The sequence below is a fragment of the Microcystis wesenbergii NRERC-220 genome (genome assembly GCF_032027425.1).
GTDB classification, from domain to species: domain Bacteria; phylum Cyanobacteriota; class Cyanobacteriia; order Cyanobacteriales; family Microcystaceae; genus Microcystis; species Microcystis wesenbergii_A.
In genome coordinates, this window is record NZ_JAVSJA010000001.1 from 3883010 (window position 1) to 3907880 (window position 24871).

At 42.5% G+C, this 24871-nt stretch carries 21 protein-coding genes and 2 pseudogenes; 12 read left to right on the forward strand and 11 right to left on the reverse strand.

All coding sequences use genetic code 11. The annotated features are described in order from the left end of the window. Positions 1–135: 135 nt before the first annotated feature. The 3 genes from RAM70_RS18870 to RAM70_RS18880 all read right to left on the reverse strand — a co-directional run bounded on the left by RAM70_RS18870 (position 136) and on the right by RAM70_RS18880 (position 5151). Complete coding sequence (locus RAM70_RS18870) at positions 136–3204, reverse strand: efflux RND transporter permease subunit (protein WP_312675094.1); 3069 nt, start codon at positions 3202–3204, stop codon at positions 136–138. 47 nt (positions 3205–3251) lie between these two features. Beyond that, complete coding sequence (locus RAM70_RS18875) at positions 3252–3629, reverse strand: four helix bundle protein (protein ID WP_151694498.1); 378 nt, start codon at positions 3627–3629, stop codon at positions 3252–3254. A gap of 61 nt (positions 3630–3690) precedes the next feature. Continuing rightward, a complete protein-coding gene (locus RAM70_RS18880; RefSeq protein ID WP_312675095.1) occupies positions 3691–5151 on the reverse strand; it encodes an efflux RND transporter periplasmic adaptor subunit in 1461 nt (486 codons plus the stop codon). A 603-nt stretch (positions 5152–5754) separates the two neighbouring features. Here RAM70_RS18880 and RAM70_RS18885 point away from each other — a divergent pair. After that, positions 5755–5895, forward strand: coding sequence for a hypothetical protein (locus tag RAM70_RS18885; RefSeq protein WP_312675096.1), 141 nt, complete (start codon positions 5755–5757; stop codon positions 5893–5895). A gap of 38 nt (positions 5896–5933) precedes the next feature. Next, a pseudogene (locus RAM70_RS18890) lies at positions 5934–6779 on the forward strand (formylglycine-generating enzyme family protein); the annotation flags it as partial. A 329-nt stretch (positions 6780–7108) separates the two neighbouring features. Here the strand turns inward: RAM70_RS18890 and RAM70_RS18895 are convergent. After that, entirely contained in the window at positions 7109–7627 is a 519-nt protein-coding gene (locus tag RAM70_RS18895) for a hypothetical protein (protein WP_312675098.1), read from the reverse strand. Between the two features lie 98 nt (positions 7628–7725). Here RAM70_RS18895 and RAM70_RS18900 point away from each other — a divergent pair, with 98 nt between their 5' ends. Beyond that, the gene (locus tag RAM70_RS18900; RefSeq protein WP_045356150.1) at positions 7726–8919 is read left to right on the forward strand and encodes an IS4 family transposase; all 1194 of its coding nucleotides are present in this window, start codon (positions 7726–7728) and stop codon (positions 8917–8919) included. On the opposite strand, the gene RAM70_RS18905 is transcribed toward RAM70_RS18900, so the two are convergent. Both RAM70_RS18905 and RAM70_RS18910 read right to left on the reverse strand, forming a co-directional pair. Then, the gene (locus RAM70_RS18905; RefSeq protein ID WP_312675100.1) at positions 8903–9148 is read right to left on the reverse strand and encodes a hypothetical protein; all 246 of its coding nucleotides are present in this window, start codon (positions 9146–9148) and stop codon (positions 8903–8905) included. The genes RAM70_RS18900 and RAM70_RS18905 overlap by 17 nt on opposite strands. Positions 9149–9178: 30 nt before the next feature. Continuing rightward, positions 9179–9559 (reverse strand): hypothetical protein, encoded by a 381-nt coding sequence (locus RAM70_RS18910; RefSeq protein WP_312675102.1) that lies wholly within the window; start codon positions 9557–9559, stop codon positions 9179–9181. Positions 9560–9787: 228 nt separating this feature from the next. Between RAM70_RS18910 and RAM70_RS18915 the strand changes: the two genes are divergently transcribed. The 6 genes and pseudogenes from RAM70_RS18915 to RAM70_RS18940 all read left to right on the forward strand — a co-directional run bounded on the left by RAM70_RS18915 (position 9788) and on the right by RAM70_RS18940 (position 14773). Continuing rightward, positions 9788–9958, forward strand: coding sequence for a hypothetical protein (locus RAM70_RS18915; RefSeq protein ID WP_312675103.1), 171 nt, complete (start codon positions 9788–9790; stop codon positions 9956–9958). A 556-nt stretch (positions 9959–10514) separates the two neighbouring features. Further along, complete coding sequence (locus RAM70_RS18920) at positions 10515–11555, forward strand: DNA cytosine methyltransferase (protein ID WP_312675105.1); 1041 nt, start codon at positions 10515–10517, stop codon at positions 11553–11555. A gap of 63 nt (positions 11556–11618) precedes the next feature. After that, a pseudogene (locus tag RAM70_RS18925) lies at positions 11619–12650 on the forward strand (HpaII family restriction endonuclease). Positions 12651–12842: 192 nt separating this feature from the next. After that, a complete protein-coding gene (locus RAM70_RS18930; RefSeq protein WP_045359060.1) occupies positions 12843–13184 on the forward strand; it encodes a hypothetical protein in 342 nt (113 codons plus the stop codon). Between the two features lie 300 nt (positions 13185–13484). Then, complete coding sequence (locus tag RAM70_RS18935) at positions 13485–13958, forward strand: tRNA (cytidine(34)-2'-O)-methyltransferase (RefSeq protein ID WP_080754282.1); 474 nt, start codon at positions 13485–13487, stop codon at positions 13956–13958. A gap of 227 nt (positions 13959–14185) precedes the next feature. After that, positions 14186–14773, forward strand: coding sequence for a prepilin-type cleavage/methylation domain-containing protein (locus RAM70_RS18940; protein WP_287999392.1), 588 nt, complete (start codon positions 14186–14188; stop codon positions 14771–14773). Positions 14774–14786: 13 nt separating this feature from the next. Here the strand turns inward: RAM70_RS18940 and RAM70_RS18945 are convergent, their stop codons facing one another. Then, complete coding sequence (locus RAM70_RS18945) at positions 14787–15143, reverse strand: 4a-hydroxytetrahydrobiopterin dehydratase (RefSeq protein ID WP_045359062.1); 357 nt, start codon at positions 15141–15143, stop codon at positions 14787–14789. 221 nt (positions 15144–15364) lie between these two features. Between RAM70_RS18945 and RAM70_RS18950 the strand changes: the two genes are divergently transcribed. Both RAM70_RS18950 and bchB read left to right on the forward strand, forming a co-directional pair. Further along, positions 15365–15961: a nucleotide-binding protein gene (locus RAM70_RS18950; protein WP_045359064.1), complete on the forward strand. Its 597-nt coding sequence runs from the start codon at positions 15365–15367 to the stop codon at positions 15959–15961. A gap of 155 nt (positions 15962–16116) precedes the next feature. Continuing rightward, a complete protein-coding gene (gene bchB, locus RAM70_RS18955) occupies positions 16117–17643 on the forward strand; it encodes a ferredoxin:protochlorophyllide reductase (ATP-dependent) subunit B (RefSeq protein WP_312675111.1) in 1527 nt (508 codons plus the stop codon). Between the two features lie 49 nt (positions 17644–17692). Here bchB and RAM70_RS18960 read toward each other — a convergent pair whose 3' ends face one another. Then, positions 17693–18820: a class I SAM-dependent methyltransferase gene (locus RAM70_RS18960; RefSeq protein WP_312675113.1), complete on the reverse strand. Its 1128-nt coding sequence runs from the start codon at positions 18818–18820 to the stop codon at positions 17693–17695. Positions 18821–18976: 156 nt separating this feature from the next. Beyond that, positions 18977–19861 carry a lipoyl synthase gene (gene lipA / locus RAM70_RS18965; RefSeq protein ID WP_312675115.1) on the reverse strand — a complete coding sequence of 295 codons (885 nt, stop codon included), beginning with the start codon at positions 19859–19861 and terminating at the stop codon, positions 18977–18979. Between the two features lie 175 nt (positions 19862–20036). On the opposite strand from lipA, the gene RAM70_RS18970 reads away from it, so the two are divergent. After that, a complete protein-coding gene (locus RAM70_RS18970; RefSeq protein ID WP_312675953.1) occupies positions 20037–21776 on the forward strand; it encodes a mechanosensitive ion channel family protein in 1740 nt (579 codons plus the stop codon). Between the two features lie 357 nt (positions 21777–22133). Here RAM70_RS18970 and grxD read toward each other — a convergent pair whose 3' ends face one another. Beyond that, positions 22134–22457 (reverse strand): Grx4 family monothiol glutaredoxin, encoded by a 324-nt coding sequence (gene grxD / locus RAM70_RS18975; protein WP_002780647.1) that lies wholly within the window; start codon positions 22455–22457, stop codon positions 22134–22136. 87 nt (positions 22458–22544) lie between these two features. Then, positions 22545–24509, reverse strand: a complete 1965-nt coding sequence (locus tag RAM70_RS18980) for a DNA polymerase III subunit gamma/tau (protein ID WP_312675118.1) — start codon at positions 24507–24509, stop codon at positions 22545–22547. Positions 24510–24871 lie beyond the last annotated feature (362 nt).

Genomic DNA, 24871 nt, shown 5'->3' on the forward strand with positions numbered 1-24871 from the left:
TTTTTTCTCAAGCTTTCAGCAAGATATTTTATACTAAATCTGGTTATTAAAGACTGATTATTTATTCCCATTTTTGCATGAGTGCATGAGTAGAAAACGGGTTTCTCAGAGAAACCCGTTTTCTGTGCGTTATTACTACCAAATCGACTTGGGTTTTTGTTTAACAAATAATCCCCGGAACCAATAGTAAAAACTATCGATATAAGTAAAGATTACCGGCACAACCACCAAAGTTAATAGGGTGGAAGTGGTAAAACCACCAATAACGGCAATCGCCATCGGTGCGCGAATTTCACCATCTGCACCTAAAGCTAAAGCAATCGGTAACATCCCGGCAACTGTGGAAACGGAGGTCATAATAATTGGTCGTAAACGAGAGACTCCCGAATCAATCATCGCCTTAAATTGCGGTTTCCCTGACTCAATGCCACTCAGGGCAAAATCTACTAACAGAATCGCATTTTTAGTGACTAATCCCATCAGTAAAACTATGCCAATTAAAGCGTATAAACCTAACTCTTTTTGGGTAATTAAAAGAGCGATTAAAGTACCACCAATCGATAAAGGAAGGGAACTTAAAATCGCTAGGGGATAGAGGAAATTGTTATACAACAACACCAGAATCCCATAGATCGAAATAATTGCTAAACTTAACGCCCCCAAAAAACGAGCAAAGATATCGCGCATAATGCGAGCATCACCAAAGGGTTCTTCTGTCACCTCTGGGGGTAAGTTTTTCATGATTGGTAAAGCGCGAATTTGTGTCACCGCACTTCCCAAAGAAACTCCCTCTAAATTAGCTCCAATATTAACCTGACGTTGACGGTTAAAGCGTTGAATTTCCGCAGGTCCACTACCTAAGCTAATTGTCGCCACCGAGTTAAGCGGTACTAACGTCCCATTACTGCTAGGAACGCGCAAATTTTGCAGAGTTTCTATCTCACTGCGTCCATCGTTGGCAATTTTTACCCGGATGGGAATTTGTCGGTCAGCAAGGTTAAATTTAGCTAAATTAAACTCATTATCGCCGATTAAAGCTAAAGATGCAGTACGGGCGATCGCTCTGACCGAGACTCCCTGATCGGCAGCCCGGACAGGATCCGGTTGAATAATGATCTCCGGTTTAACTAAACTTACCCCGGAACTTACCTCGACAAAACCGGGTAAAGCACGCATTTCTCGCTCTAATTTTTGGGCAGTTTGGGTTAAAATATCGCCATTTTCACTTTTTAAAATAATAGCGACATCCTTAGTGCTTCCTGCTCCCCCCTGCGCTCGAAAAGTCACTCTAGCCCCCGGTATCTTCTGGAAATCCCGACGGGTTTGTTCCTCAAATTGCCGTTGAGTTAGCGATCGCTGTTCCTTAGGAACTAAATTAACATATATTAACCCCGTATTTACCCGTCCCGAATCTCCCGGAATAGCCAAAACATTAGCGACGGCGGGATTTTTTTGCAGTAAACTATTCACCTGATTGGCCACGGCAACAGTATCATTCAAAGTCGCACCGGGAGGCAATTCTAGGCTGATGGTACTTAATCCAGTATCCCCAGAACTAAATAATCCTTTTGGAATCAAAGGAACTAACTGTAAACTACCGATAAAAAAGGCCAAAGCCGCCAATAAAGTCAGGATTCGATGACGTAAAGCCCAAGTTAACAAACTTTTGTAGGGACGAAAACGGGGGCGCGAGGAGGGATTATTATCACCGGTTTTGAGCTTTTTCGGCTGTAGAATATAGGCACTTAACATCGGGGTGACGGTGACAGCGATCAAACTAGAAAATAGGGTAGAAACCGCCACCGTAACGCCGAAAGGTTGAAAGAATTGGCCCGGCACACCGCCCATAAAAGCAACCGGCAGGAATACCGCCATAATTGCCGCCGCACTGGCTAAAACGGCTAATCCAATCTCTTTTGAGGCATCAAAAGCCGCTTGCAGGGGTTTTTTACCCATAGCTAAATGTTGATCGATGTCCTCCACCATACACACCGCATCATCGACCAGATTACCCAAAGCTAAAGCTAAGGCCAGTAGGGTCATGCCGTTAAGGGTATAATTTAGGGACTGCATCACCCAAAAAGTCGGGAAAATCGACAAAGGCAGGGCCAAACCCGTGATAATCGTGGCGCGCCAATTGCGTAAAAATAGACCCACCGTGATCACCGTCATCATACAACCAATCAGGAGATCGCTAAGAAGGCTTTCGTAACTAGCACGAATTGAGTCGGCACGGGTAAAAATTAATTGAAATTTAATATCTTCGGGCAGTTTTTTCTTTAAATTCTCGATTTCTTGGCGCACTGCTGTTTCTACCGTCACCAAGGTGCTGCCAGTCCCCCTTAGAATCGAAAAACCCACCACTGGCTGCCCATCTAAGAGGGCCATTTGTCGGGGATCGCTGTTACTATCACTAACTGTCCCTAAATTGCTCAAGGGGACTGTATCACCGTTAGGTAAAGAGATTTGATAATTTCTTAAATCTTCGATGGTTTCAGCGCTGCCGAGGGTGCGGACAGTTTGTTCACTGCCACCGATTTCCGAGCGCCCTCCGGGTAAATTAATATTAAAACTACGAATTTGGTCATTAACCGCCGTGGCCGTGATACCGTAGGCGATCAGACGACCGGGATCTAAATCTACACGCACTTCTCGATCGACTCCCCCAACGCGATCGACTCGTGCTACTCCCGGCACTCCCGTTAAAGCGCGGCCGATTTGACGATCAACTAGATCACTTAATTCGGCGATCGATCTTTTCGGGGAGGAGATGGTATAGTTCATCACCGCACCCCCGGCAAATTCTAAACGTTGGACAATTGGATCATTAGTATCTTGGGGCAAATCCTGCCGAATTTGCGCTATGGCATTACGCACATCATTGGTAGCGCGATCGCTGTTAGTGCCAAGGATAAAGTTAACGGTGGTGGTGCTGCTGCCTTCGTTGATGGTAGAAGTAATTTGATCGATATTACCCAAAGCAGCCACCGCATCCTCGACTTTTTTGGTGACTTGGGTTTCCAATTCCTCAGGACCTGCGCCGGGTTGATTAACGGTGATAATCACGGCCGGAATGTCAATATTAGGAGAGCGATCGATCCCTAATCCGAGAAAGGCAATGTATCCCATTAGGGCCATAACCAGGGAGATCAGGATCGTCGGAATGGGGTTTTTGATAGACCAATTAGAAATATTAAAAGCCATAATTTCAGTTATCAGTTATCAGTTATCAGTTATCAGTGGGTAAGTTATCAGTTATCAGTTTTTGGTTTTTGGTTTTTGGTATTTTCTTGGCAGGTTTTTAGAATAGCCCAAAGCATTTTACCAATTTCCTCCGCATCATCATTGATACTTTGAAAGGCTCTTTCCTCTATGTAATTCGTGTCTTTCAATAGAGACAGCCAATACTTTGTTTCTAGACATTCCTTATAAGCTATTGACATTTTAGCTCGAAAATCAGCTTGAGAAATAGCTCCATTAGCCTCGGCAATGTTAGCCCCGATTGAAGTGCCACTCCTTAATAGCTGTTTTGACAAAACATATTCTTGTTTATTCTCACACAAATATTTATAGCCTTTAACAATCCTAATGGCAAATTTATAAGCTTTATCATAAACTTTACTCTCCATCCGTTTGCCCCGCTACCGATCACTGATTACTGATTACTGTTTACTGATCACTGATTACTGATCACTGATCACTGATTGCTGTAATTTTGTCGCCATCACCGAGATAGGCTGCCCCTTTGACCACAATGCGATCGCCAGCTTGTAAACCGGTGAGAATTTCCACGCGATTATTCGGCATAATTTGACCTAATTGCACAGTTTTGGCGGTAACGGTGTTATCAGGTCCGACTAAATAAACTAGAGCTTGATTATCTTTTTGGGGTAAAACTGCGGTCATGGGGACGGTTAAACTATTGCTAGTATTCGTCACGATCGCACCTCGTAAAAACATCCCCGGTTTTAATCCTGTATTGTCGGTTAAATCGACTTTAACCGTTGCCTGACGGGATGCCTCATCGACGATGGGATTAATTTCGCGTACCTGTCCCGATAATTTTAAACTGCTATTAGCATCGGAAGTGATAGTAACGGGCGCTCCGACGCGGATTAAGGGCAATTGATTCTCAGGAACCCGCAATCTTAGCTCTAAACGCCCATTTTCGATGATTTTAAAGAGAGCATTTTGACCGTTGGTGGTATCCCCGATGCGAGCATTTCTTTCGGCAATTTTGCCACTAACCGGAGAAATCAGGCGCGTCTCGTTTAATTGGGCTTTAACAATGGCTAAACGGCTTTGAGCTTCCGCTAATTGGGCTGTAGCTTGGGCGATCACTTCGGGACGATTGCCCGCTTGCAATTGTGCCAGTTGCTGCTCTGCTTCTCCTAAACGAGATTGGGTCTGTTGTACGATCGCCGCTTGCTTTCTTTCTTCATTGAGGACTTCATCGAGACGATCCCGGGCGATCGCTCCTTCCGCTTCTAAACTTTGGTTTCTCTGGACGCGTTTTTTAGCCAAATCCCAATCCGATTGAGCTTGACTAATTTCAGCCTTTATGCGTTGAATAGTTTGTTTAGCTCTAGCGATCTCCTCTTTACGGCTACCCGCTTGCAATTCTGCCAAACGCGCTCGCGATTGGGCGACATTGGCCTGTGCTTGGGTTAATTGCGCTTGTAGGACGGTATCATCGAGACGAGCCAAAATTTGACCTTGACTAACGATATCACCCTCATCGACAAAGATTTCTTTGATTTGTAGTCCCGTCGCTTGGGAAAGAATCGGGATTAATTCATCGGCTGCCACGCTTCCAGTCGCTTTCAGGGTGCGGGCCACGGCAGTGGATTCCACCCTAGTGGTGGTTACTGTTTGTGCTGGTGCTTCATTTTTTGCCGCTACGGGCTGAGTATTGGGGTTTTGGGCTGTTTGGGGTCGATCAGCGAAACGAGTCGCCCCTAGGGTCAATAAAACCCCCAATCCCACACCGATAAATAGACCCTTTCCTCCCGATAGCCAAGAGTTGGTTTTTGTCGGTTTTGGCGAGTATTCGGTTTCCTCTGGCTCAATTTCGGGTTTAAATGCGATTTCTTCGGGAACTAGCGAATTATCGGCTGAATGCTGGTTATTTTCTAGGGTATCTGGCCGCACGGTCTGCCCTCTCGGTAGATTCTGGATAAAATGTTAAGTTTTGTATCCATTTATAATCTAACGGAAAAAGGTCACGGGTGGGGAAAGTGAGAAAGTGGACCTGCTGTAAAAATCCCAAATTATCGTGGTTGGTGAGGAGATAGGAGACAGGCTTCGGCCGTGAGCTTTTGCGTTCGACAAAAGCTCACGCCGAGGTCCGAACGGAGATAGGAGAATCCGAGACAGGAGATAGGAGAATTAAGAATGAGTAATAATCAATTAAATGGTTTATTTAGAGATTTTATGCCAGTTAGTCCTCCTTTTTGACGTTTTTGAATCCTCAAAAATTAATTGTGCGAGAGGTTTATTGTTACCAATTAAAAAAGCGGGGAATCCCAACCGTTAAGTTAACACCAATGAAGCCTTGAGCCCAAAATCTGACAGAGTGAACATTTTTTAGCCAATATCCAAGAGAGCTAAACTGTAACCTTTGTCGTGTACTACTTCTAGCGAGATGCTACTCGAAAGCAGTTCGCTGTTCGGTCGTTCGTTAAGAAAAATGACTGGAAGGGTAATATTTGGCTATGCGTTTAGTAGCATGGCGGCAGAAGAAATGTAATTGTTATGGGCAAACCACAAATCGCCGTCCGAATTCCCCCACCCCTCCTCGCCGAACTCAACCAGTACGTCGAGGGTGTTGGTAGAGGGATAGCGGAGGTCGAGAGAAAGATAGTAGAGTTAGAAAGTTTGGTTAAAGGCAAATGAGATAATATTTGGGGGAAATCAACACAATGACATTTGATCTGGTAAAAGTAAATGCCAAAGGTCAGGAATTCGAACGAGAAAAGGCTGAAGCCTCATATTTCACCCAAGATTTGGGCAACGGCATCACTCTAGAGATGGTCGCCATCCCCGGTGGGACTTTCCTGATGGGTTCGTCAACAAATGAGAAAGATAGTTATGAGGATGAACGCCCTCAACATGAGGTTACTGTCCCCCCCTTTGCCATGGGTAAATATCCCATCACCCAGTCCCAGTGGAGAGCGATCGCCGAACGCACGGATTTAAAAGTAGAAAAAGACCTTGACCTCAACCCAGCCCACTTCAAAGACCGTCCCGACAGCGATCGCCGTCCCGTCGAACAAGTCAACTGGTACGATGCCGTCGAGTTCTGCGTGAGATTATCGAAGTTGACGGTTCGGGAATACCGACTCCCTAGTGAGGCGGAATGGGAGTACGCTTGTCGTGCCAGGACGACCACCCCGTTCTACTTTGGGGAAACCATTACCGGGGAATTGGCTAACTACATTGCCAGTAATACCTACGCCGGGGAAGCGAAGGGAAAATATCGAAAAGAAACAACTCCCGTGGGACAGTTCCCTCCCAATGCCTTCGGACTGTACGATATGCACGGCAATGTCTGGGAGTGGTGCGCCGATACCTGGCACGATAATTATGATGGTGCGCCGACGGACGGAAGTGTCTGGAGAGAAAATGGTAATGATAATCGTTCTCCATTGCGGGGCGGTTCTTGGTTCTACTTTCCATTTCTCTGCCGTTCCGCTTGCCGCAACTTCTACTTCCGCCGCGACTACATCAGCTTCAGCTGCGGTTTTCGGGTGGTGTGTGGTGCTGGGAGGACTCTGTAACCCTTTTCCCCTTTTTTCCCTTTTTTCCCTCATTCCCTATTTTTTCTCTTTCCCTTTCTTTCCCGCCCAAAGGCGGGTCGATTTTGTAGGGGCGCAATGCTTGCCATTGGTGTCAACTTAAGCAAGAAGCTTAATAGACTTGTTGCGTAATAGTGGCATAATGGGGAAGAAACAATGATTGGATATCCCCTTGAATGCTGAACATTGGCCGAATATTGCATCAAGATAGACTCTTGAGAGCGACCACAGGACTCAATAGAAGAGCGTTTGAGACCTTGTTAGAGAAATTTGAACAGGTGTATTTGGCGGCTGAGAGGGGGACAAGCGAGCTAGAAGGTAGATAGGGCAAGCGCTATCGCTCTTTGTCCTTTGATGTAATCCTTCAACCGATAGCGGCTAATTTGCATTAGCTCTTCTATATTTTTTGGGAACATTTGATGTAGCTGGAGCCAATGATAGAGATGTTGACCCACATAAAAACTGCTGTGTCTGCGTTGACCTTTATATCTTTTTTCAGGTCTTGTAACATATTTTTGGATTCCCATATCCTTAATTTTTTTACCTTGTAGTGTGGCACTTGTATAGGCGATAGCTATAACAATTATCAGCTTTGATAGGTATTTCGGTGCTAATTGAGAACCTTCTAAGCTATAGCCTCCCGACTTAAAATCTCGGAACATCTCCTCAATATCAAATCTTTTTTGATAGGCCATTATTGCCGTCTCTAAATCTCCAAAGTTAGTCAGAATATACCAAGGCTCTTTTGTTGGAAAACCCCGATAAGTTTTTTTCCACTTACCCGCTAAGTTAAACTCGCCAAATCCCTTCTCTTTTGTAAGATTACTCAAGGGGTGACAAAGGGGTTCAAAGGTAATCAAGATAAAGACTCTAGCCAAATGAACCCAAAAGAAATAGAGTGGTTGAGACAACCACCCAAAATTTCAATATGTTACCATCATTCTATCAGGCCTGTTTACAAGCCAGCTTGACACAAGCACAATATCTGACTCTACAAATTCTTATACTGCTCCTACAAAGCCATAGAACAGTACAATTGGAGAGATTGGCCGCCTTATTTCCCCAACCAATTACCTTTGAAAGCAGAAGAAGAAATTTACAAAGGTTTCTCAAGTTACCGCAATTAAGTGTAAAATTGTTATGGTTTCCGCTAATTAAACACATTATTAAGCAAGAGTTTAGCGAAAAAAATAAAAATCGACATCAAAGAAGAAAACTGAAAAAACTTAAGCATCTGGGACATCTATTATTGGTAATTGACCGAACAGATTGGAAAGGAAGAAATTTGTTTGTAGCTAGTGTTATTTGTGGAAAAAGGGCGTTACCTGTGTACTGGATATTGTTAGATAAACAAGGAAGCAGTAATTTAGGGAACCAAAAAAACTTTCTCAAGCCGGTATTAAAATTTTTGAAATCCTACCCAGTTGTCGTGATAGGCGACCGAGAATTTCACAGTGTTCAACTAGGAAAGTGGCTAGACGAAAAGGGGATAGCCTTTATTCTGAGACAAAAGAAGGGAACATCTTTGCTATTATCAGGTGAAGAAAACTATCAACCTCTAAAAGCTCTAGATATTCAACCGGGGACTCAGCATTTTTTTTCGGATATTTATCATACATCTGCTCATAAACTTGGCCCTTTTAATTTGGCCACTCGCTGGAAAAGACGCTACCGTAGTAAACAAGCCGAAGCTCCTTGGTATCTTCTTACTAATCTTGACTCTTTGGATGAGACTTTAAATTTATATGAATCTCGTTTTGGCATTGAAGCAATGTTCAAAGATTGTAAAACGGGAGGTTATAATATCGAGAAAACTAAAGTTAGCGAACCGCGTTTTTTAGCTCTTGTTTTATTAATTGCTATCGCCTATTCTTTAAATACAATACGGGGTCAACAACTCAATATTTTACCCCACCGTGTTTATATTTGTCGCCTCAAAGAATCTAATCGTTCTGCTGAAAGACATAGTGATTTTTGGATAGGGACTTATGGTACTTTTTGGGTTGAGTCGATGGATATTTTTTCGGAACTTGCCCTTTCTTTGATACGCCTCAAACCCCAGAAAAACCCTTATTTCTCCAAAGGGTTAACGGCTATGAGCCTTATCAAGCAAGCTCTTTAACCTTTCTGTCACCCCTTGAGGTAAGATTAACATCATTTAAAAATAGTTGAGTTCCTGGACTTAAACCTAAGGCTCTCATTTCTTGATAAATTCCTTCTTTTGTCTTGACATTTGTACTTTTTTTTTGTCTTAAGCAAAAGTATAAACTCTGCTTCTGAAGCCACTTTCCAAGACTGACCGAGCAAAATTCTCTATCTCCTAACACCACGATTTTATGACCTGATAGCACCGTCAATATTTTCCCCAATACTCGCTGCTGTTATTCGAGATTACTACTTCCTTTTTTATCCAATATCTCCCCATAGATTGGGATGGCTCTCTTGTCATAAATTAGACTCACCATCAAGATATTTATTGCTCCCCAACTTGTCCGGTCTATAGCAATATACGCTAATCCTTTTGTTGTGAATCTCTGCTGCTGTTTTAACATCTCTTTTAGGCAGAGAAACCAGATTTTTTCAATATTCAGAATTTCCAGCTTTAAAAATCTTTTTAGTTTTTTTCTCCGACTCTCAAACAGGATCGGTATTGGTAAGGCTTCAGCTAATATCTCTAACTTAGCTTGCTTTAGTATTTGCCAGGTTCCAACTATCATTAACAACAGTAGATATCTGGCTCGTCCCAGTTCATTTTCTAACACTTTCTGGTATAGTTCACTTATCATTTTCGTTATTTAGGTCATATATGGTAAATATGACTGATCTTTTTTGGGAGTCTGTGTCTGTATTTTATGCTACATAAGCTTTTCAGCTGGCTTGTCCCCCTGTCAGGTGAGTCAGGGAAAACGCACTCTAAGCAACGACCGAAAAAAGAGAGGAATCTGGACTTACGCTCTCAATGTCAGTCCCCCGCCTTGGCAATTCCTCAAATGGTAGAAGAATTAACTCAATACTTAACACCCACTTTATTTGCTTCCTTAAAATATCTCCAGGGAAATCATGAGAAATTAATGAGAAATAGGCTTTTAAATCTACCAGTAATGGTCGCTTTAGTATTAAAACAATTCCGAATTTGGGTCAAGCAAACCCTTAATCCCTGACTTTAAATGGACAACGAAGTCAGGGAACTTTTGCAGATGATAATTTAGGGGTTACAGTTTTCAGTTTAAGGCTGCACCTATTCCTAATACTTCTAAACTCAGTAACCCTAAAACCGTTTCTAGGTTGTGCTTGTTAAAGGTATCTTTCTTATACTACACTTGTAACACCAATCCGTTTAGTATTGGGGAGAAAAAAATTACCCGGACAGGGAAGACCACTTCCCTGGTGTTGCGGGGGGAGATGGCCAGAAAGATTCGAGCATTTATACTAAAATCTAAGATAAGTAGTCGTGCAAAATTAATTTCCCAGTCGAGACAGGAGACAGGCTTCGGCCGTGAGCTTTTGCGTTCGACAAAAGCTCACGCCGAGGTCCGAACGGAGACAGGAGACAGGAGACAGGAGACGGGAGACAGGAGACGGGATCAGATTTGAGTTTTTAGTTCACTGTTTCCTCACACCAGAAGTCTGACGGAGTAGTGGCTTAGATGTGTAATTAATTTTGCTTAGGTACTTATCGTCTCAGGGCTCAAAACGGAAGCTTAGAATAGAGAAAATATGTGGACTTTTATTGATTTATTTGCCGGTATAGGAGGATTTAGAATCGCCCTAGAAAATCTCGGTTGTCAATGCGTTTTTTCTTCGGAAATCGATCCTCACTCCCAAAAGGTTTACTTGGCTAACTATGGTCATTTACCCGATAATCAAGACATCAGAAAATTAGAGGTAAAAACTGTCCCCGATCATGATATACTATGCGGCGGGTTTCCCTGTCAAGCGTTTAGTATCGCCGGCAGAAAACACGGTTTTGAAGATGCACGCGGAACCTTATTTTTTGAAGTTGCCCGGATCTTACACGAAAAGAAACCGAAAGCTTTTATCTTAGAAAATGTCCAGGGTTTAGTTCACCACGATCGAGGGAAAACTTTAAAAACTATTTTAGATATACTAGAAAAGGATTTCCATTATTTTGTCCCTAGTCCCCAGATTTTAAATGCCAGATATTTTGGGGTTCCTCAAAACCGTCCCCGAATTTTTATCGTCGGTTTTCGAGAAGATTTAAATATTTACCATTTTTCCTATCCCCAACCAACCCATCAAGAAACTTGTCTCAAAGATATCCTAGAAGAAAAGGAAGTCAGCGTTAAATATTATCTCTCTAATCAGTATTTAGAAACTTTGTTTAAACACAGGGCCAGACACGAAAATAAAGGTAATGGGTTCGGTTATGAGATTATTTCTCCCGATGGTATCGCTAATGCTATTGTAGTGGGAGGTATGGGAAAAGAAAGAAATTTAGTTATCGATCAAAGACTGACTAATTTTACTCCGGTTACTCGCATTAAGGGAGAGGTAAATAAATTATTCGTCCGCAGAATGACCCCCAGAGAATGGGCAAGATTACAGGGATTTCCCGATAGTTTTCGGATTGTTGTTAGCGATGTCCAAGCTTATAAACAGTTCGGTAATTCTGTGGCTATTCCCGTGGTAAAAGCAGTGGCAAAAGAGGTGATTAAAGCTTTAGATTTATCGAAGGAATCAAATGTAAATGTTAAATTTACAGACTGGCAAGGAAAAAAATTAGAGTTATTCACATAATTGAAAAAACACCATGAATTATCGCAGCTATAATAAGAGAGAATGGACTGAAGTTTATGTATTATTTTACTTGTTGGGGCAAAAAAACTTTATAAAGGTGATGCGGGTTTTCAAAAACTTTCAGATTTCTTTTATATAAGCAGAATTTTTCACTATGAGAACCTAGAAAAAGTAGAATTTCAATTAGAAAAAAATCTCTCTGAAATCGTCATTAAAAGAAGTAATTGCATCGATCAAAGAATTTCTGTTCAGGATTTCATTGATAAAGCAAATGACATATTTAAAGCTATTATAAATAGTCAAGGAAGGAGTTTTTCTATTCCAGCCATCGAAGATTTCCTCAAAAGTATCAATTGTCAAACTATTAAACAAGATTCAAGAAATGTTAAAGATATATAAATTGGAATTATTGATACAAAAAGAGATCAGCATGACAATTTCAGTTTCTCAATCAAATCTAAATTAGGTCAACCACCAACAATTTTTAATGCTGGTAGAAGAACGGTTTTCATTTATAGGATTGAAAGCAATAATAATCTTGATATTCTAAAGTTGAAAGAGTTGAAATCAGCAACAAAAATTTTAATAACAATTAGAGGCCAGTGTCAAATAGTATTTGACGAGTTAAAAACCAGAGAGTTTACTAACACTTTTTATAGAAATCTCATCCTGATAGATGATAGTATGCCAATTATTGTGGCGAACTTACTGCTAAATGCTTATAGTGGTGAAAATAATAAAAGTATAATAAAATTGCACGAAAAAATGACAATGGATAATCCCTGTGGCTATGAACTGCAAAATGTCGGAGAAATTTATGAGAGAAAGATAAAAAACTTTTTAACTGATATAACCTTAGGATTAAAAGCTTCGGAAGATTGGAAAAAAGATAATACACCTAATGGATTTTTAGTGGTCACAAAAAATGGTGAAGTTCTTTCCTATTATTTGTTAGATAGGAAAACTTTTGAAGATTGTCTTTTTACTCAAACTAAGCTGGATGTACCTAGTAGAACAAGACATGATTATGGAACTATATATCAGGAAGAAGGAAATTATTATATTAAGTTATGCCTTCAGGTAAGATTCAGATAGCAATCACGTTTCAGAGTTAAGCAATGTTTTTTCTAGCAGCAAAATAGGATTCTGACTAGATGCGGTTTCTCCTTAGAGGTAACAATAAAAGAGCAGCAGAGGTCACGGTTTCGCCGGTTGTGCTTGTTAAAGGTATCTTTCTTATACTACACTTGTAACACCAATAGGTTTAGTATTCGGGAGAGAAAAATTATGCGGACAATCACACGCACCACCACCACCGATATGGAAGTCACCAGCATTCGTCTGGAAAGAGTCCTCAAGGACAAGCTGAAAGAGATTTCCGGCAATCAAGGTTATCAAGCACTCATTCGCGATGTCTTATGGAATTTCGTTCAGCAAAAATCAGGAGATTATCGACCTCAGTTTTGTGCTGGTGATATAAGGGCAGTATTTAACGCTACAGCTAGAAAAAATGAGATTTGCGCTCTTACAGGTAATTTAATCCCCGCTAATGAAACAATGTTGTTAGGTTTGACTATCCATGGCGATTTAGTCCCGTTGAGTATGGATAGTTATGCCAATTTAAAATAAGTTTGACTGGGGTGGGGCAGAATCCAGTATAGTTAGTCCTCACCCAAGGGAGATGGGAAGTGGGAATTATAAATTATAAATTATGAATTATAAATTGAGAGGTGGGGAGTTTTTTGCTGTAAACAGTGGACTGATCACTCGACCGAATCTAAGACCTAATTGGTTAAGCTAAAAGCTTTGATGTGCTTAGTTTCTAACCTTCTTTTTAGGTAGGAGAATTGTCAGATTCTGTCTTTTGCCTCTTGCCTGTTGCCTCTTGCCTTCAGAAGCTGATAACTGATGACTGATGACTGATAAATGATGACTGAACCGATTTTACGAGTGGTTTTAATCAATCCGCAAATTCCGCCAAATACGGGGAATATTGCCCGTACTTGCGCCGCAACGAGGACAGAATTGCATTTAGTTGGTCCCTTGGGTTTTGAAATTAGCGATCGCTATCTGAAGCGCGCCGGCTTAGATTATTGGCCTTATGTAAAACTCATGTACCACTTGACAATTGATAATTTCTGTGCATATCAACAAAAGAGCGGGGGACGGACGATCGGGTTTACTGTGCGCGGCAGCAGCAGTTATGTGGAATACAGCTATCAAAGCGGAGATTGGCTACTTTTTGGCAGTGAAACCGACGGTATTCCGGCAGATTTATTAAATAAGTGCGATGACACGGTTTATATTCCCATGGCAGAACCGGGGGTGAGAAGTTTAAATCTTTCCGTTAGTGTGGCGATCGGATTATTTGAGGCCAGACGACAATTGGGATTTATTCATTAGCGGGACATTTTGCTATATAAACAGAGCAAATAAACTGAATTGACCCAAAAAATTAGCAAATTGCTTGTATTTAGCTCATTTTTGCCAGTATCAGAAAAAAATAGCGATCACCGTCAATTTTGTCCGTAATAACAGCAAGAAATTATGTGGATTATCCTAGAGCAAATTAATTGTTGCTCCTTGTTAATTACATAATTTATTGAAAATAAAAAGGCAAGATGAGGCTCATGAATGTCTTCGACCTTTCTTCCAATACTTTTCGCAATTTACAGCTTTTTGATCGGCAAAAATCCACCTCTGGCTTAACTCAAGTAGAGATGTTAGTTACCATAATTTTATTAGGAATTCTCTTAACCATTGCCCTTTCTGTTTATCAGCGTTTAATGGCTTGGATTCGCTTAAATATCGCCACATTTGAAATATCACAACAGTGGAAAAATACCCGTTATCAAGCCATGGGAGAAGGTTCTTATCCCCTATCTTTGTGCATGGCAGAAAGTGAAACCGAACAGATTAAAGTGGCAAAAGTGCAGGGGGACGAGTGTGAAAATGTCACCGATTGGACTCCCATCACTCGCGGCGTTAGCATCGATACTAATAATTCTACCCTACGCCGAGTTAGTGGACCGGCGGGTAATCAAGGTACAATTTATCGCGCTAGTTGGGCCGATACAAGGGGGGGTTTAGGCGGTTCTTGGGGACAGTTAGGCAGAATTACTTTAGTTGCTCCCGGTACACCCGACAAACGCTGTTTATTTTTATTCCGTGTTGATGGTAGTTGGGATATTCGCCAAGATAATAGATGTGTGCGTTAAAGCTGATTTAAAACTAGGGAATCAGGCGATCGATTTGTTGAGCTAAATCAAAATCTAAGTTACTTAAACCTCCCAGGTCATGGGTAGTTAGGGAAAGGGTGACGCGATTGTAATTGATGGTAATATCAGGATGATGGCCTAGGGATTCAGCCGGAGTAACTAAACGATTAACAAAAGCGATCGCTTCGATAAAATTGTTAAATTTAAAAGTTTTTTCAATCCGTTGATCTCGTAACTGCCAGCCCGGGATAGTCTGTAATTGTTGGGAGATTTCTCGATCGGATAAACGAGTAGCGGGTAAAGAGAGGACTAATTCCCCAGTTAACCCAATCATGAAAGCGATCGCTATTGCTAAGAATTGGTTCAACATTGAAGACTCTCCCGTACTTTTGGTGAGCGGAAAAAGTGATCGCTCGGGAGGGCATCGGCCCAAAATCTAACATTAAGAAACACTTTACACCATAATTTCGAGAGAGCCACGCTCAAAAATCAAGAATCCCGACAGATAGCCTTTCTGGGGGGAAACTTAGACGGTTTTCAGTCCGTCTGGGAGTACACTAGAAAATACTCACTTATTCGATCGAGCCGTTCATGATTATTTCCGTCGTAGCACTGAAGGGAGGGGTCGGGAAAACCACCACATCGATTCATCTGGCCGCCTATTTTCAAGAAAAAGCGCCCACCTTATTGATCGATGCGGATAAAAATCGTTCGGCTCTCCATTGGTCCCGGGAAGATACCCTTCCTTTTATGGTAGCGTCCCAAGCTGGAGCGACGGGACTGGTGAAACAATACACTCATATTATCGTCGATACCCAGGCCCGGCCAGAGCCAGACGAGTTAAAAGATTTAGCTCAGGGCAGCGATTTATTAATCCTACCCACCACTCCCAATCATCTCGATATCGATGTCGCGATTAAAGCGGTAGAATTGCTGTCCACGATGACCGATAATTATCGAGTTCTTTTAACCCAAGTGGATTCACGGACAAAAACAGGACGAGAAGCGCGGAAAGCTCTAGAAGAAGCAAAATTACCCGTATTTAAGCGAGAAATTCCCCGTTTAGTTGCTTTTGAACGAGCGGCCGAAAAAGGAGTCATCGTCAAAGATTATCCCGACTCCCGGGCCAATTTCGGTTGGCTTTGTTACCAAGCGGTCGGTAAAGAAATTTTGTCCCTAATGACATAAATTGTTAAAAAAGTTAATATTAATATTTGTGTCATTTTTCCCCAAAAAGATACTTAATCTGCATGGGGACTTTTTGTAATCTTCCGTTAAGTGTTCACTCCTAAATCGGTAAAGTCTGAGACAATCAAAAAAGTCTGACTGTAGGAGAACCCTCTATGAAATTGGCCTATTGGATGTATGCGGGTCCCGCTCATATTGGCACTTTAAGGATCGCCAGTTCCTTTAAAAATGTTCATGCTATCATGCACGCTCCTCTGGGAGACGATTATTTTAACGTCATGCGCTCGATGTTGGAAAGGGAGCGTAATTTTACCCCCGTCACTGCTAGTATTGTCGATCGTAATGTTTTAGCCCGGGGTTCCCAAGAAAAAGTCGTCGATAATATTGTTCGCAAAGATCGCGAAGAAAGTCCCGATTTAATCGTTTTAACCCCCACCTGTACCTCCAGCATTCTCCAAGAGGATTTACAAAACTTTGTCGAAAGAGCGCGACAGGATGCCGAGGGGGATGTGCTGCTGGCCGATGTCAACCACTATCGCTATAATGAACTACAAGCGGCCGATAAAACCCTCTATCAAATTATCAAGTATTATCTCGATAAGGCCCAGAGAAAAAGGGAAATTATCTCGGAAAAAACCCCTAAACCTTCGGTTAATATTATTGGTATTACCACCCTCGGTTTCCATAACCAACATGATCGCACAGAATTAAAGCGGTTAATGGCAGATTTGGACATTGAAGTTAATGAAATTCTCCCCGAAGCTGCTTCGGTGGACAACTTAAAAAATCTGCCCCGCGCTTGGTTTAATCTGGTTCCCTATCGAGAAGTGGGATTAATGACAGCCAAATATCTCGAAAGTGAATTCGCCATGCCCTACGTTGATATTACCCCCATGGGAGTAGTGGAAACAGCCCGCTGTATTCGCAAAATTCAAGAGGTAATTAATGCTCAAGGTGCGGCAGTAGATTACGAAGATTTTATCAATGAACAAACTCTGCATATCTCCCAAGCTGCTTGGTTTTCTCGTTCCATCGACTGTCAGAATTTAACCGGGAAAAAAGCGGTGGTTTTTGGTGATAATACCCACGCAGCCGCTATGACAAAAATTCTCGCCAGGGAGATGGGAATTCATGTGGTTTTAGCGGGGACTTATTGCAAGTATGATGCCGATTGGTTCCGGGAACAAGTGAGTGAATATTGCGATGAAGTGTTAATTAGTGATGATAATGGGGCGATAGGAGATGCTATTGCTCGCTTGGAACCGGCGGCGATATTTGGTACTCAAATGGAACGTCATGTGGGCAAACGTTTAGATATTCCCTGTGGAGTAATTGCCGCACCTATTCATATCCAAAATTTCCCCCTCGGTTATAAACCTTTCTTAGGTTACGAAGGCACTAATCAGATCGCCGATTTGGTCTATAATTCCTTTACTTTGGGTATGGAAGATCACCTATTGGAGATATTCGGTGGTCATGATACCAAAGAGGTAATTACTAAAGGTATCTCGGCAGATTCTGACCTAAATTGGAATAAGGAAGCTACGACAGAATTACAGAAAATACCCGGTTTTGTGCGGGGTAAAGTCAAACGAAATACCGAAAAATTTGCCCGGGAGCGAGGTATTGGTGAAATAACTTTAGAGGTAATGTATGCGGCTAAAGAATCCGTAGGAGCTTAATTATTTCTTGGGGCTGAAAGTTAACAGCATTCAGCCCTATTTTTTTTAGTTATTTGCTTAATCCCTGAAGTATTCTTTCCTCTACTCCTTTCCCCTGAATTAACACTCCAAATCCTCCTAAACCGGTGGGATTGATTAATTGATGTAAGGCATCTCGACGCTGAAATATAGTTAATATATCGATTTTTCCTTGAGAAAGTTGATTTAATCTATCTCCTAATCCCAAAGCCATTAAAAATAATCCTTGCTGAGTAAAACCGAGATTTTTTAAGCCTAATTTCTCCCCTTGACGTTGTAAAGCAGTAAAATCCACATGAGTAGTAATATCTTGTTCCCCCACCCACAAATAAGGATGATCATGACGCTGATGTTGTCGATAACATTGTAGGGTTCCTTGACTTCTTTGGGGATGATAATATTTTTCAGCAGTGTAACCGTAATCTATGGTTAAGATATAACCTCGATCGAGTTTCCGATTAACCGTTTCTAACCAGTCTAAAGCTAATAAGTTTACCTCGGTTTGATAACCCTCCGGATAAAGTGGGGAAGGAATATGTATCCCCACTAAATCAAAATAATCTTTGATTCTGTCGGTGGATAAATCTGCGGTAATCTCCTGAAAAGATTCCCCCAATCCCAGATAAATTTCTCGCAATTCCCCCGACTCGATCACAACTCGATGGACAGGAAAAGCATCGATTAACTCATTACTAAACACACAACCCACAAGGGAATTATCGGCTAAATCCGGCCAACTTCGCCAAGATACCGGGGAATATCCCGCTAAAGTTGCCCGTTGTCTTTCCCTGAGTTTCTGAGATTGTTCGATAATTATATAACTGAGATTTTGATAAAAATCAGCATAGCTATCACTTAAATAATCAAGGATATCTTTCGCTAAAATTCCCGAACCTGCTCCCACTTCCACTAAAGTAAATCCTCGGGAATTGCCCAAAAATTCCGCCATCTCGACAAATTGCTCTGCCAACAATTGGCCAAAATCTGCCCCTAGGGACGAGGAAGTAAAAAAATCTCCTTTTGAGCCAATTTCTACTTTTCCAGAGGTGTAATAGCCATAATCGGGGTGATAGAGAGCTAAATCCATCCAGCGCTCGAAGCTAATTCGACCTGCTACTGATTGTTTAATTTCCTCTAGGATGATTGCTTCTAAATTCATCTTGATCAGGGAAGTGGGTAAGATTTTTCAGTGATCAGTAAACAGTAATCGGTAAACAGGTATAAAGATAAAGATAATGATAACTAACTAATTAACTTAAAACTTACATCTGATAACTGATAACTGATAACTGATAACTGATCACTGATAACTGATTTACTCTCCCGCATGATAGGAACTGCGGACTAGGGGTCCGGATCTAACCTGAGAAAAACCCATTTTTTGGGCAATTTCTCCCAACTCGCTAAATTCTGAGGGAGTCCAATATTTCTGTACGAGCAAATGTTCCAGAGAAGGACGCATATATTGACCAATAGTAACTCGATCGCAGTTGATTGCGCGTAAATCTGCCAAAGTCTCGATAATTTCCTCTTTTGTCTCACCGTGACCGACCATTAAGCCAGATTTCGTCGGAATTGAGCGATCGATTTCCTTAACATAACGCAAAACCGCCAAAGAGCGATCGTATTTAGCCCCGCGTCTAACCGGTCCTTGCAAACGGCGCACCGTCTCGATATTGTGATTGTAACAGGCAGGTTTTGCCCCTACCACCGTCGCCACCCGTTCCTGTTGACTTCCCTTGCCTCCGGCAAAATCCGGGGTTAACACTTCAATTAAAGTGTGGGGATTGAGTTCGCGAATGGCTGTCATCGTCCGCACGAACCAACTGGCTCCGCCGTCTTCCAGATCATCTCTGGCTACAGAAGTCAAGACAACGTAACTTAAATTTAACAATTGCACCGCTTCTGCCACTTTTTGCGGTTCCTCCACATCGAGAGGCATGGGTGCATGACCCTTATCCACTTGACAAAAACCACAGGACCGGGTACAGGTGGGACCCATCAACAAAAAAGTCGCCGTACCTTGGGCATAACATTCGCCGCGATTGGGACAGCGACCCTCCTCGCAGATAGTATGAATGTTCCTTTGTTTGATAATGCGCTGAACCGTGGAAATTTCGCTAGATTTGCCGAGCGAACGCCGTAACCAAGGAGGTAAAGAGGTTATTTCCTCGCGCCACTGTGGGGGTATATTGGACATGAGAAGTTAACTAATGTTGGGGATTGGGGACTTCAATTATCAGTAATCAGTGGGGAGAGGGGAGAAGGACGACCGACTCCCCAAAACGAAAACTTCTGATCTCACCCTTAAGATAACTGTCATAAGCTGAGAAAGCGAGTCAAGATCATTGTTAATCAAAAAGGAAACTTGGGCAATGGGACGACGGCAACGGAGAAAAGTTTTCAATCTGGTCATTCAAGGATTGGCGGGTTGCCTCTTGGTTAGTATATTTGTTCTTAATTCCCTGCCATCCCTAGGCCAAAATTTTCTGGTTCCATTTGTATCTCCCACGGGGACAAGGATTTTTGTAGCCGGGGATATAGAATATGCTTCCGTGCATCTAGATGGATTTGCCTTATTTCAGATTGCCTCCCAAGATTTTACCGCTTCTGAGGCCCGGGAACTCTCCCCGGTAGAAAGACGGGCTAGGCGCATTGAAAGAGGTTTAAATAATATTATCAATCGGGGTTTCGATCCGACAACCCTGCAAGTAAGTACGGCGACTCTCAATAATTTAACCGTGATTGTGGCCAAGGATAACCAGAAGTTACCGCAACAGGTAATTCTGACAGTGACAGAAGTTGATGCCCTGATCGATTCTTCTTCGGTTGGCGATTTAGCGGACAGATGGGTTAAAATCATCCAAACAGCTTTGATCCAAGCTTGGCAAGAACGTCAGCCCGCCCCTCGTCGGCAACAGGTAATGACTGCCACTATAATTATTTTGGGGCTAATTTTCTTAAGCTGGGCATCAATTTGGTGGCAGAAACGTTTAAGAAATCGCTTCAATCTCCTCAAAAAACAGGCTAAAAGTCAATCCGATCGAAATTTACCTATAAATTCCCCCCCCAGAAAAGATCGCTCCCAAGAACCGATTTTAGCCTCTCTAGAAGATTCCTCTAAATTCCGTCAACAGGCCGATATTCAGCGACAACTAACGCTAAATATTCTCTGGAAAAGACTGGCTCTTATTGGACTGATACTGCTTTGGTTTGCCGGAATAGCGGCGATTTTGTATGTATTTCCCGAAACTAGGCTAGAAGGACGCGGAATAATCCGTATTCCTTTACAGATTTTTATCATCTGGTTGCTGCTGACATCAGTGAGCAATATGGTTAATCTCTACGTTAATTCCAGACTACGGGAGTGGGTAGAGGAAGGAGCGGTTTTTTCGGAAAATTTGGAAAGGAGGATTCTGCGCGCTCCAACTTTATTAGAAGTTTGGCGAGAAATTATCACATTTATCGCTATTTTTCTAGGAATTTTGATTTTTTTAGCTTGGATGGGTCTTTCTTTCGCCTTTTTACTCACGGGAGCCGGTTTAGTGGGAGCATTGCTCACCTTTGCCTTTCAGGATCTTTTAAAAGATTGGATGAACGGTTTTCTGATTGTCTTTGAAGATCAGTACACTGTCGGTGATATAATCCAGTTTCAGGAGTTTATCGGTTTGGTGGAAAATATGAGTTTGCGAGCGACTCAATTGCGGGCCGACGATGGACGTTTAATCACTATTGCCCATAACCAAATTATTATCGCACACAACCTCAGTAAAGATTGGGCGCGGGTCGATTTTACCATCGAAGTCGCCTATCAGACCGAGCCAGATGTGGCGATCGCTTTAATGGCAGCCATCGCTGAAAATATGGCTGTGGATCCACAATGGCAAGAAGATATCATCAATCCCGTGGAGGTTGCTGGTGTTAGTCGGGTTTCTCACACGGGGATGGAAATTATGCTCAGAATTGTCGTCAAAAGATTACGACAATGGGATATAGAAAGAGAGTATCGTCGTCGTCTAAAAATTGCTTTTGAGGAGAAGGGAATTCACATCGGTATCCCCCAACAAAGTGTCCTCGTAGCAAAAGATAGAGAACAATTCAAGGGACAGTTTTAAAGGGGAGTGATACTAAATCCTGTTTAAAAGGTATAGGAGAGTGGGGTGTAGGGTGTAGGGTGTGGGGAGAAGGGAGAAACAATTCATAACTTGAGAGTTAATCACACTATTAAAAACGGATTTGTTATCAGTTATCAGTTATCAGTTATCACTCCGCATCCTGTAGGGGCGAAGCATTCGGATAGAAAATCTACGGTTTCACCGATAGGTTATTGCCCGAATGCTTCGCCCGTACTTTTTGCCGCAAACCCTAAGTAGAAAATTGCCGTCTTTTCACTGATTACTGATTACTGATCACTGATTACTGTTTGGTAGGTTTAAACTAGGTTAGGATAGCTAACCTAACCTAGAAAATTTTTAGGAAGCTAAGGCTACCTCGACTATTTGTTGTAGTTCCCCATTTTGATAGAGTTCGATCATAATGTCGGATCCGCCAATAAATTCACCGTTGATATAGACTTGGGGAATAGTCGGCCAATTGGAATACTCCTTAACTCCTTGTCTTAACTCCTGATCTTGCAGAATATCGACAGTTTCGTAGGAAACCCCCAGAATATTGAGAATTTGTATGACGTTATTCGAGAAACCACACTGAGGCATTAATTTATTGCCCTTCATGAACACAAGAACTTTGTTATTCTGGACTAATTGATCGATTCTGGCCTTAGTTTCGGGTGTCATAGGTCTAGTAGCTAGAATTTGAGCAAGAATAGCCAATCCTGAGACGTGGCATATCCTATCAGTTTAGCACAAGCCGTTGAGATAGCTTTAAAAAGGCAGGTCTTCGTCCTCCTCCAAACTGTCTAAAATTTCGTTAACATCAGGTCTCCCGCGCACGATAGTCATATTTTCCACAGACTTATTAACTTTAGTTTCTGCGGCCGAATTTTCCGGCAGTGAATAACCCATATTGACCACTTCACCATCAAAAGATTTCGCTAACTTTTGAGCGGCCGCCAAAATTTCGCTAACATCTACATCTTGATCTAATGTCTCTAAAGATGAATCAAAATTTAAGATTTTTTGTGGCAGTTCTGTGCTAGGAGTTTTTGGGTTTCTGGCTTCGGTGATCTTTGCTTCTTTTTTCTCGATAATTGCTTCTTTGACCGGGGGAATATCCACCACGGTCATAACTTTATTTTCGGGAGTTATTGGTGGGGTTGGTGCGGTTTCTGGTGGTGGTTGTATCCTGGCCGCCGGGGATTGGGAAACTTCCGCAGCCATGGCAGCAGTGGCGGAACCTACCTGTAAATGAACTTTAATCCGGCGCTGAAAAACTGCCTCGAAAGCTGACTCAATATTAGTCAAGCGTAGCCGGGCCATTTTTAATAATTGTTCCGAAGATATGCTTAAATAAGCGCTCGATTCTTCCATATTAAAAAGACTGCCGTGCTGACGCAAGAGAGTGCGAGTAGTGGGGGGTTCCATTACTTCTAAAACCTGCTGCCAAATTTGTTCATGATTGTCATCACTGGTAACAGTTTTAACCTCAGTTTTCGGCACTGCGACGTTAGTTGTCGGGGTGATAACCGCCGGTTTGATCGGTTCATTCACCGGTGCCGGCGCTGTGATCACTTCCGGGGGCCTCTCGACGCTGGTTTGGGGACGGGAAGGCGCTACCGTGGCAACTAGAGGAATCACCTGTGATTGCGGTAACAGTCCCAAGAGAGTGACTTCTAACCAGAGACGGGGTTGAGTGGTGTTTTTTAGTTGCGTTTCGCTGTCTTTAAGCAGTTGTTGACCGCGGAGAATTTCCTCTAAAGACCAAGTACGCGCTTCCGTACACAATTCCTGCCAAGTGGGAGCAGTGACAGCGACCATTTCTGGACGATTAGGGGCGGTTTTAGCTAAAAGTAGGTTTAAATAGAACCCCGCTAGATTTTGCAAGACGATTAAAGGTTCCTTACCGCGATTCATCAGATGGCGACATTGTTCGATAACTTGATCGGGAATATTGCCATGAATGACTTTAAGTAGGGTTAAGAGGTCTCTTTCGGGTACTGCACCGACTAAATCCCAGACTCGCTCGGCCGTAATCGTTCCTGCGAGTAAACTTAATTGATCAAGAAGACTTTCGGCATCGCGTAAACCACCGTTAGCGATCTGAGCCACAAGGGTTAATGCTTCTAGGTTAATATCGATCGCTTCTATTTGGGCGATTTTTTGCAGGTGTGCCACCATCGCATCGAGAGCAATACGGCGATAATCAAAGCGTTGACAACGGGAGATGATGGTAGGCAAGACACGCTGAGGATCGGTGGTAGCAAGCACAAAAATCACTCGATCCGGCGGTTCTTCCAGAGTTTTCAGCAAAGCATTAAAGGCCGCCGTACTGAGCATATGGCATTCATCGATGACATAGACTTTATAACGACATTGGACGGGGGCAAATTGCGATCGCTCGATAATTTCCCGAATGTTATCCACACCGGTATTACTAGCGGCATCAATTTCGATCACGTCTAAAGCGGAACCATTGGCGATCGCTTGACAGACGGAACACTTACCGCAGGGAATCGGTGTCGGATGGTCACTAGACAGACAGTTAAGGGATTTGGCTAAAATTCGCGCCGAGGAGGTTTTCCCCGTGCCTCTGGGTCCAGTAAATAGGTATGCAGGAGCGATTCGCTCACTGATTAAGGCATTACTCAGGGTCGTGGCGATCGCTGATTGTCCCACCAAATCGGCAAAGGTTTGGGGACGATACTTATGATGTAGAGGTTCGTAGGTCATGACTGGCTGAAAACTTTTTCCGCACCCTAGAGACTACTATTATCCTATCCCGATTCTTTTTCAACACGAGAACAAGTGTATGCTTTTTAAGCTGTTAAGTATTGAAATTGCTTGTTGAGATCAGGCAAGAGGCAAAAGGCAACAGGCAACAGGCAACAGGCAACAGGCAACAGGCAACAGTATAAAACCCTACACCCTACACCCCACACCCTGCACCCATCAGCAAATTTTATCTAGCCAGTTTTAATGCGCGATTTGCATCACAAGAATGGCAATTTAGCTAAGGCTTCTAATAAATTGTATTAATAACTACAATTTGGCCGAGAAAATCTGCCGACTATCTTAGTATGCCTAAAGACAGC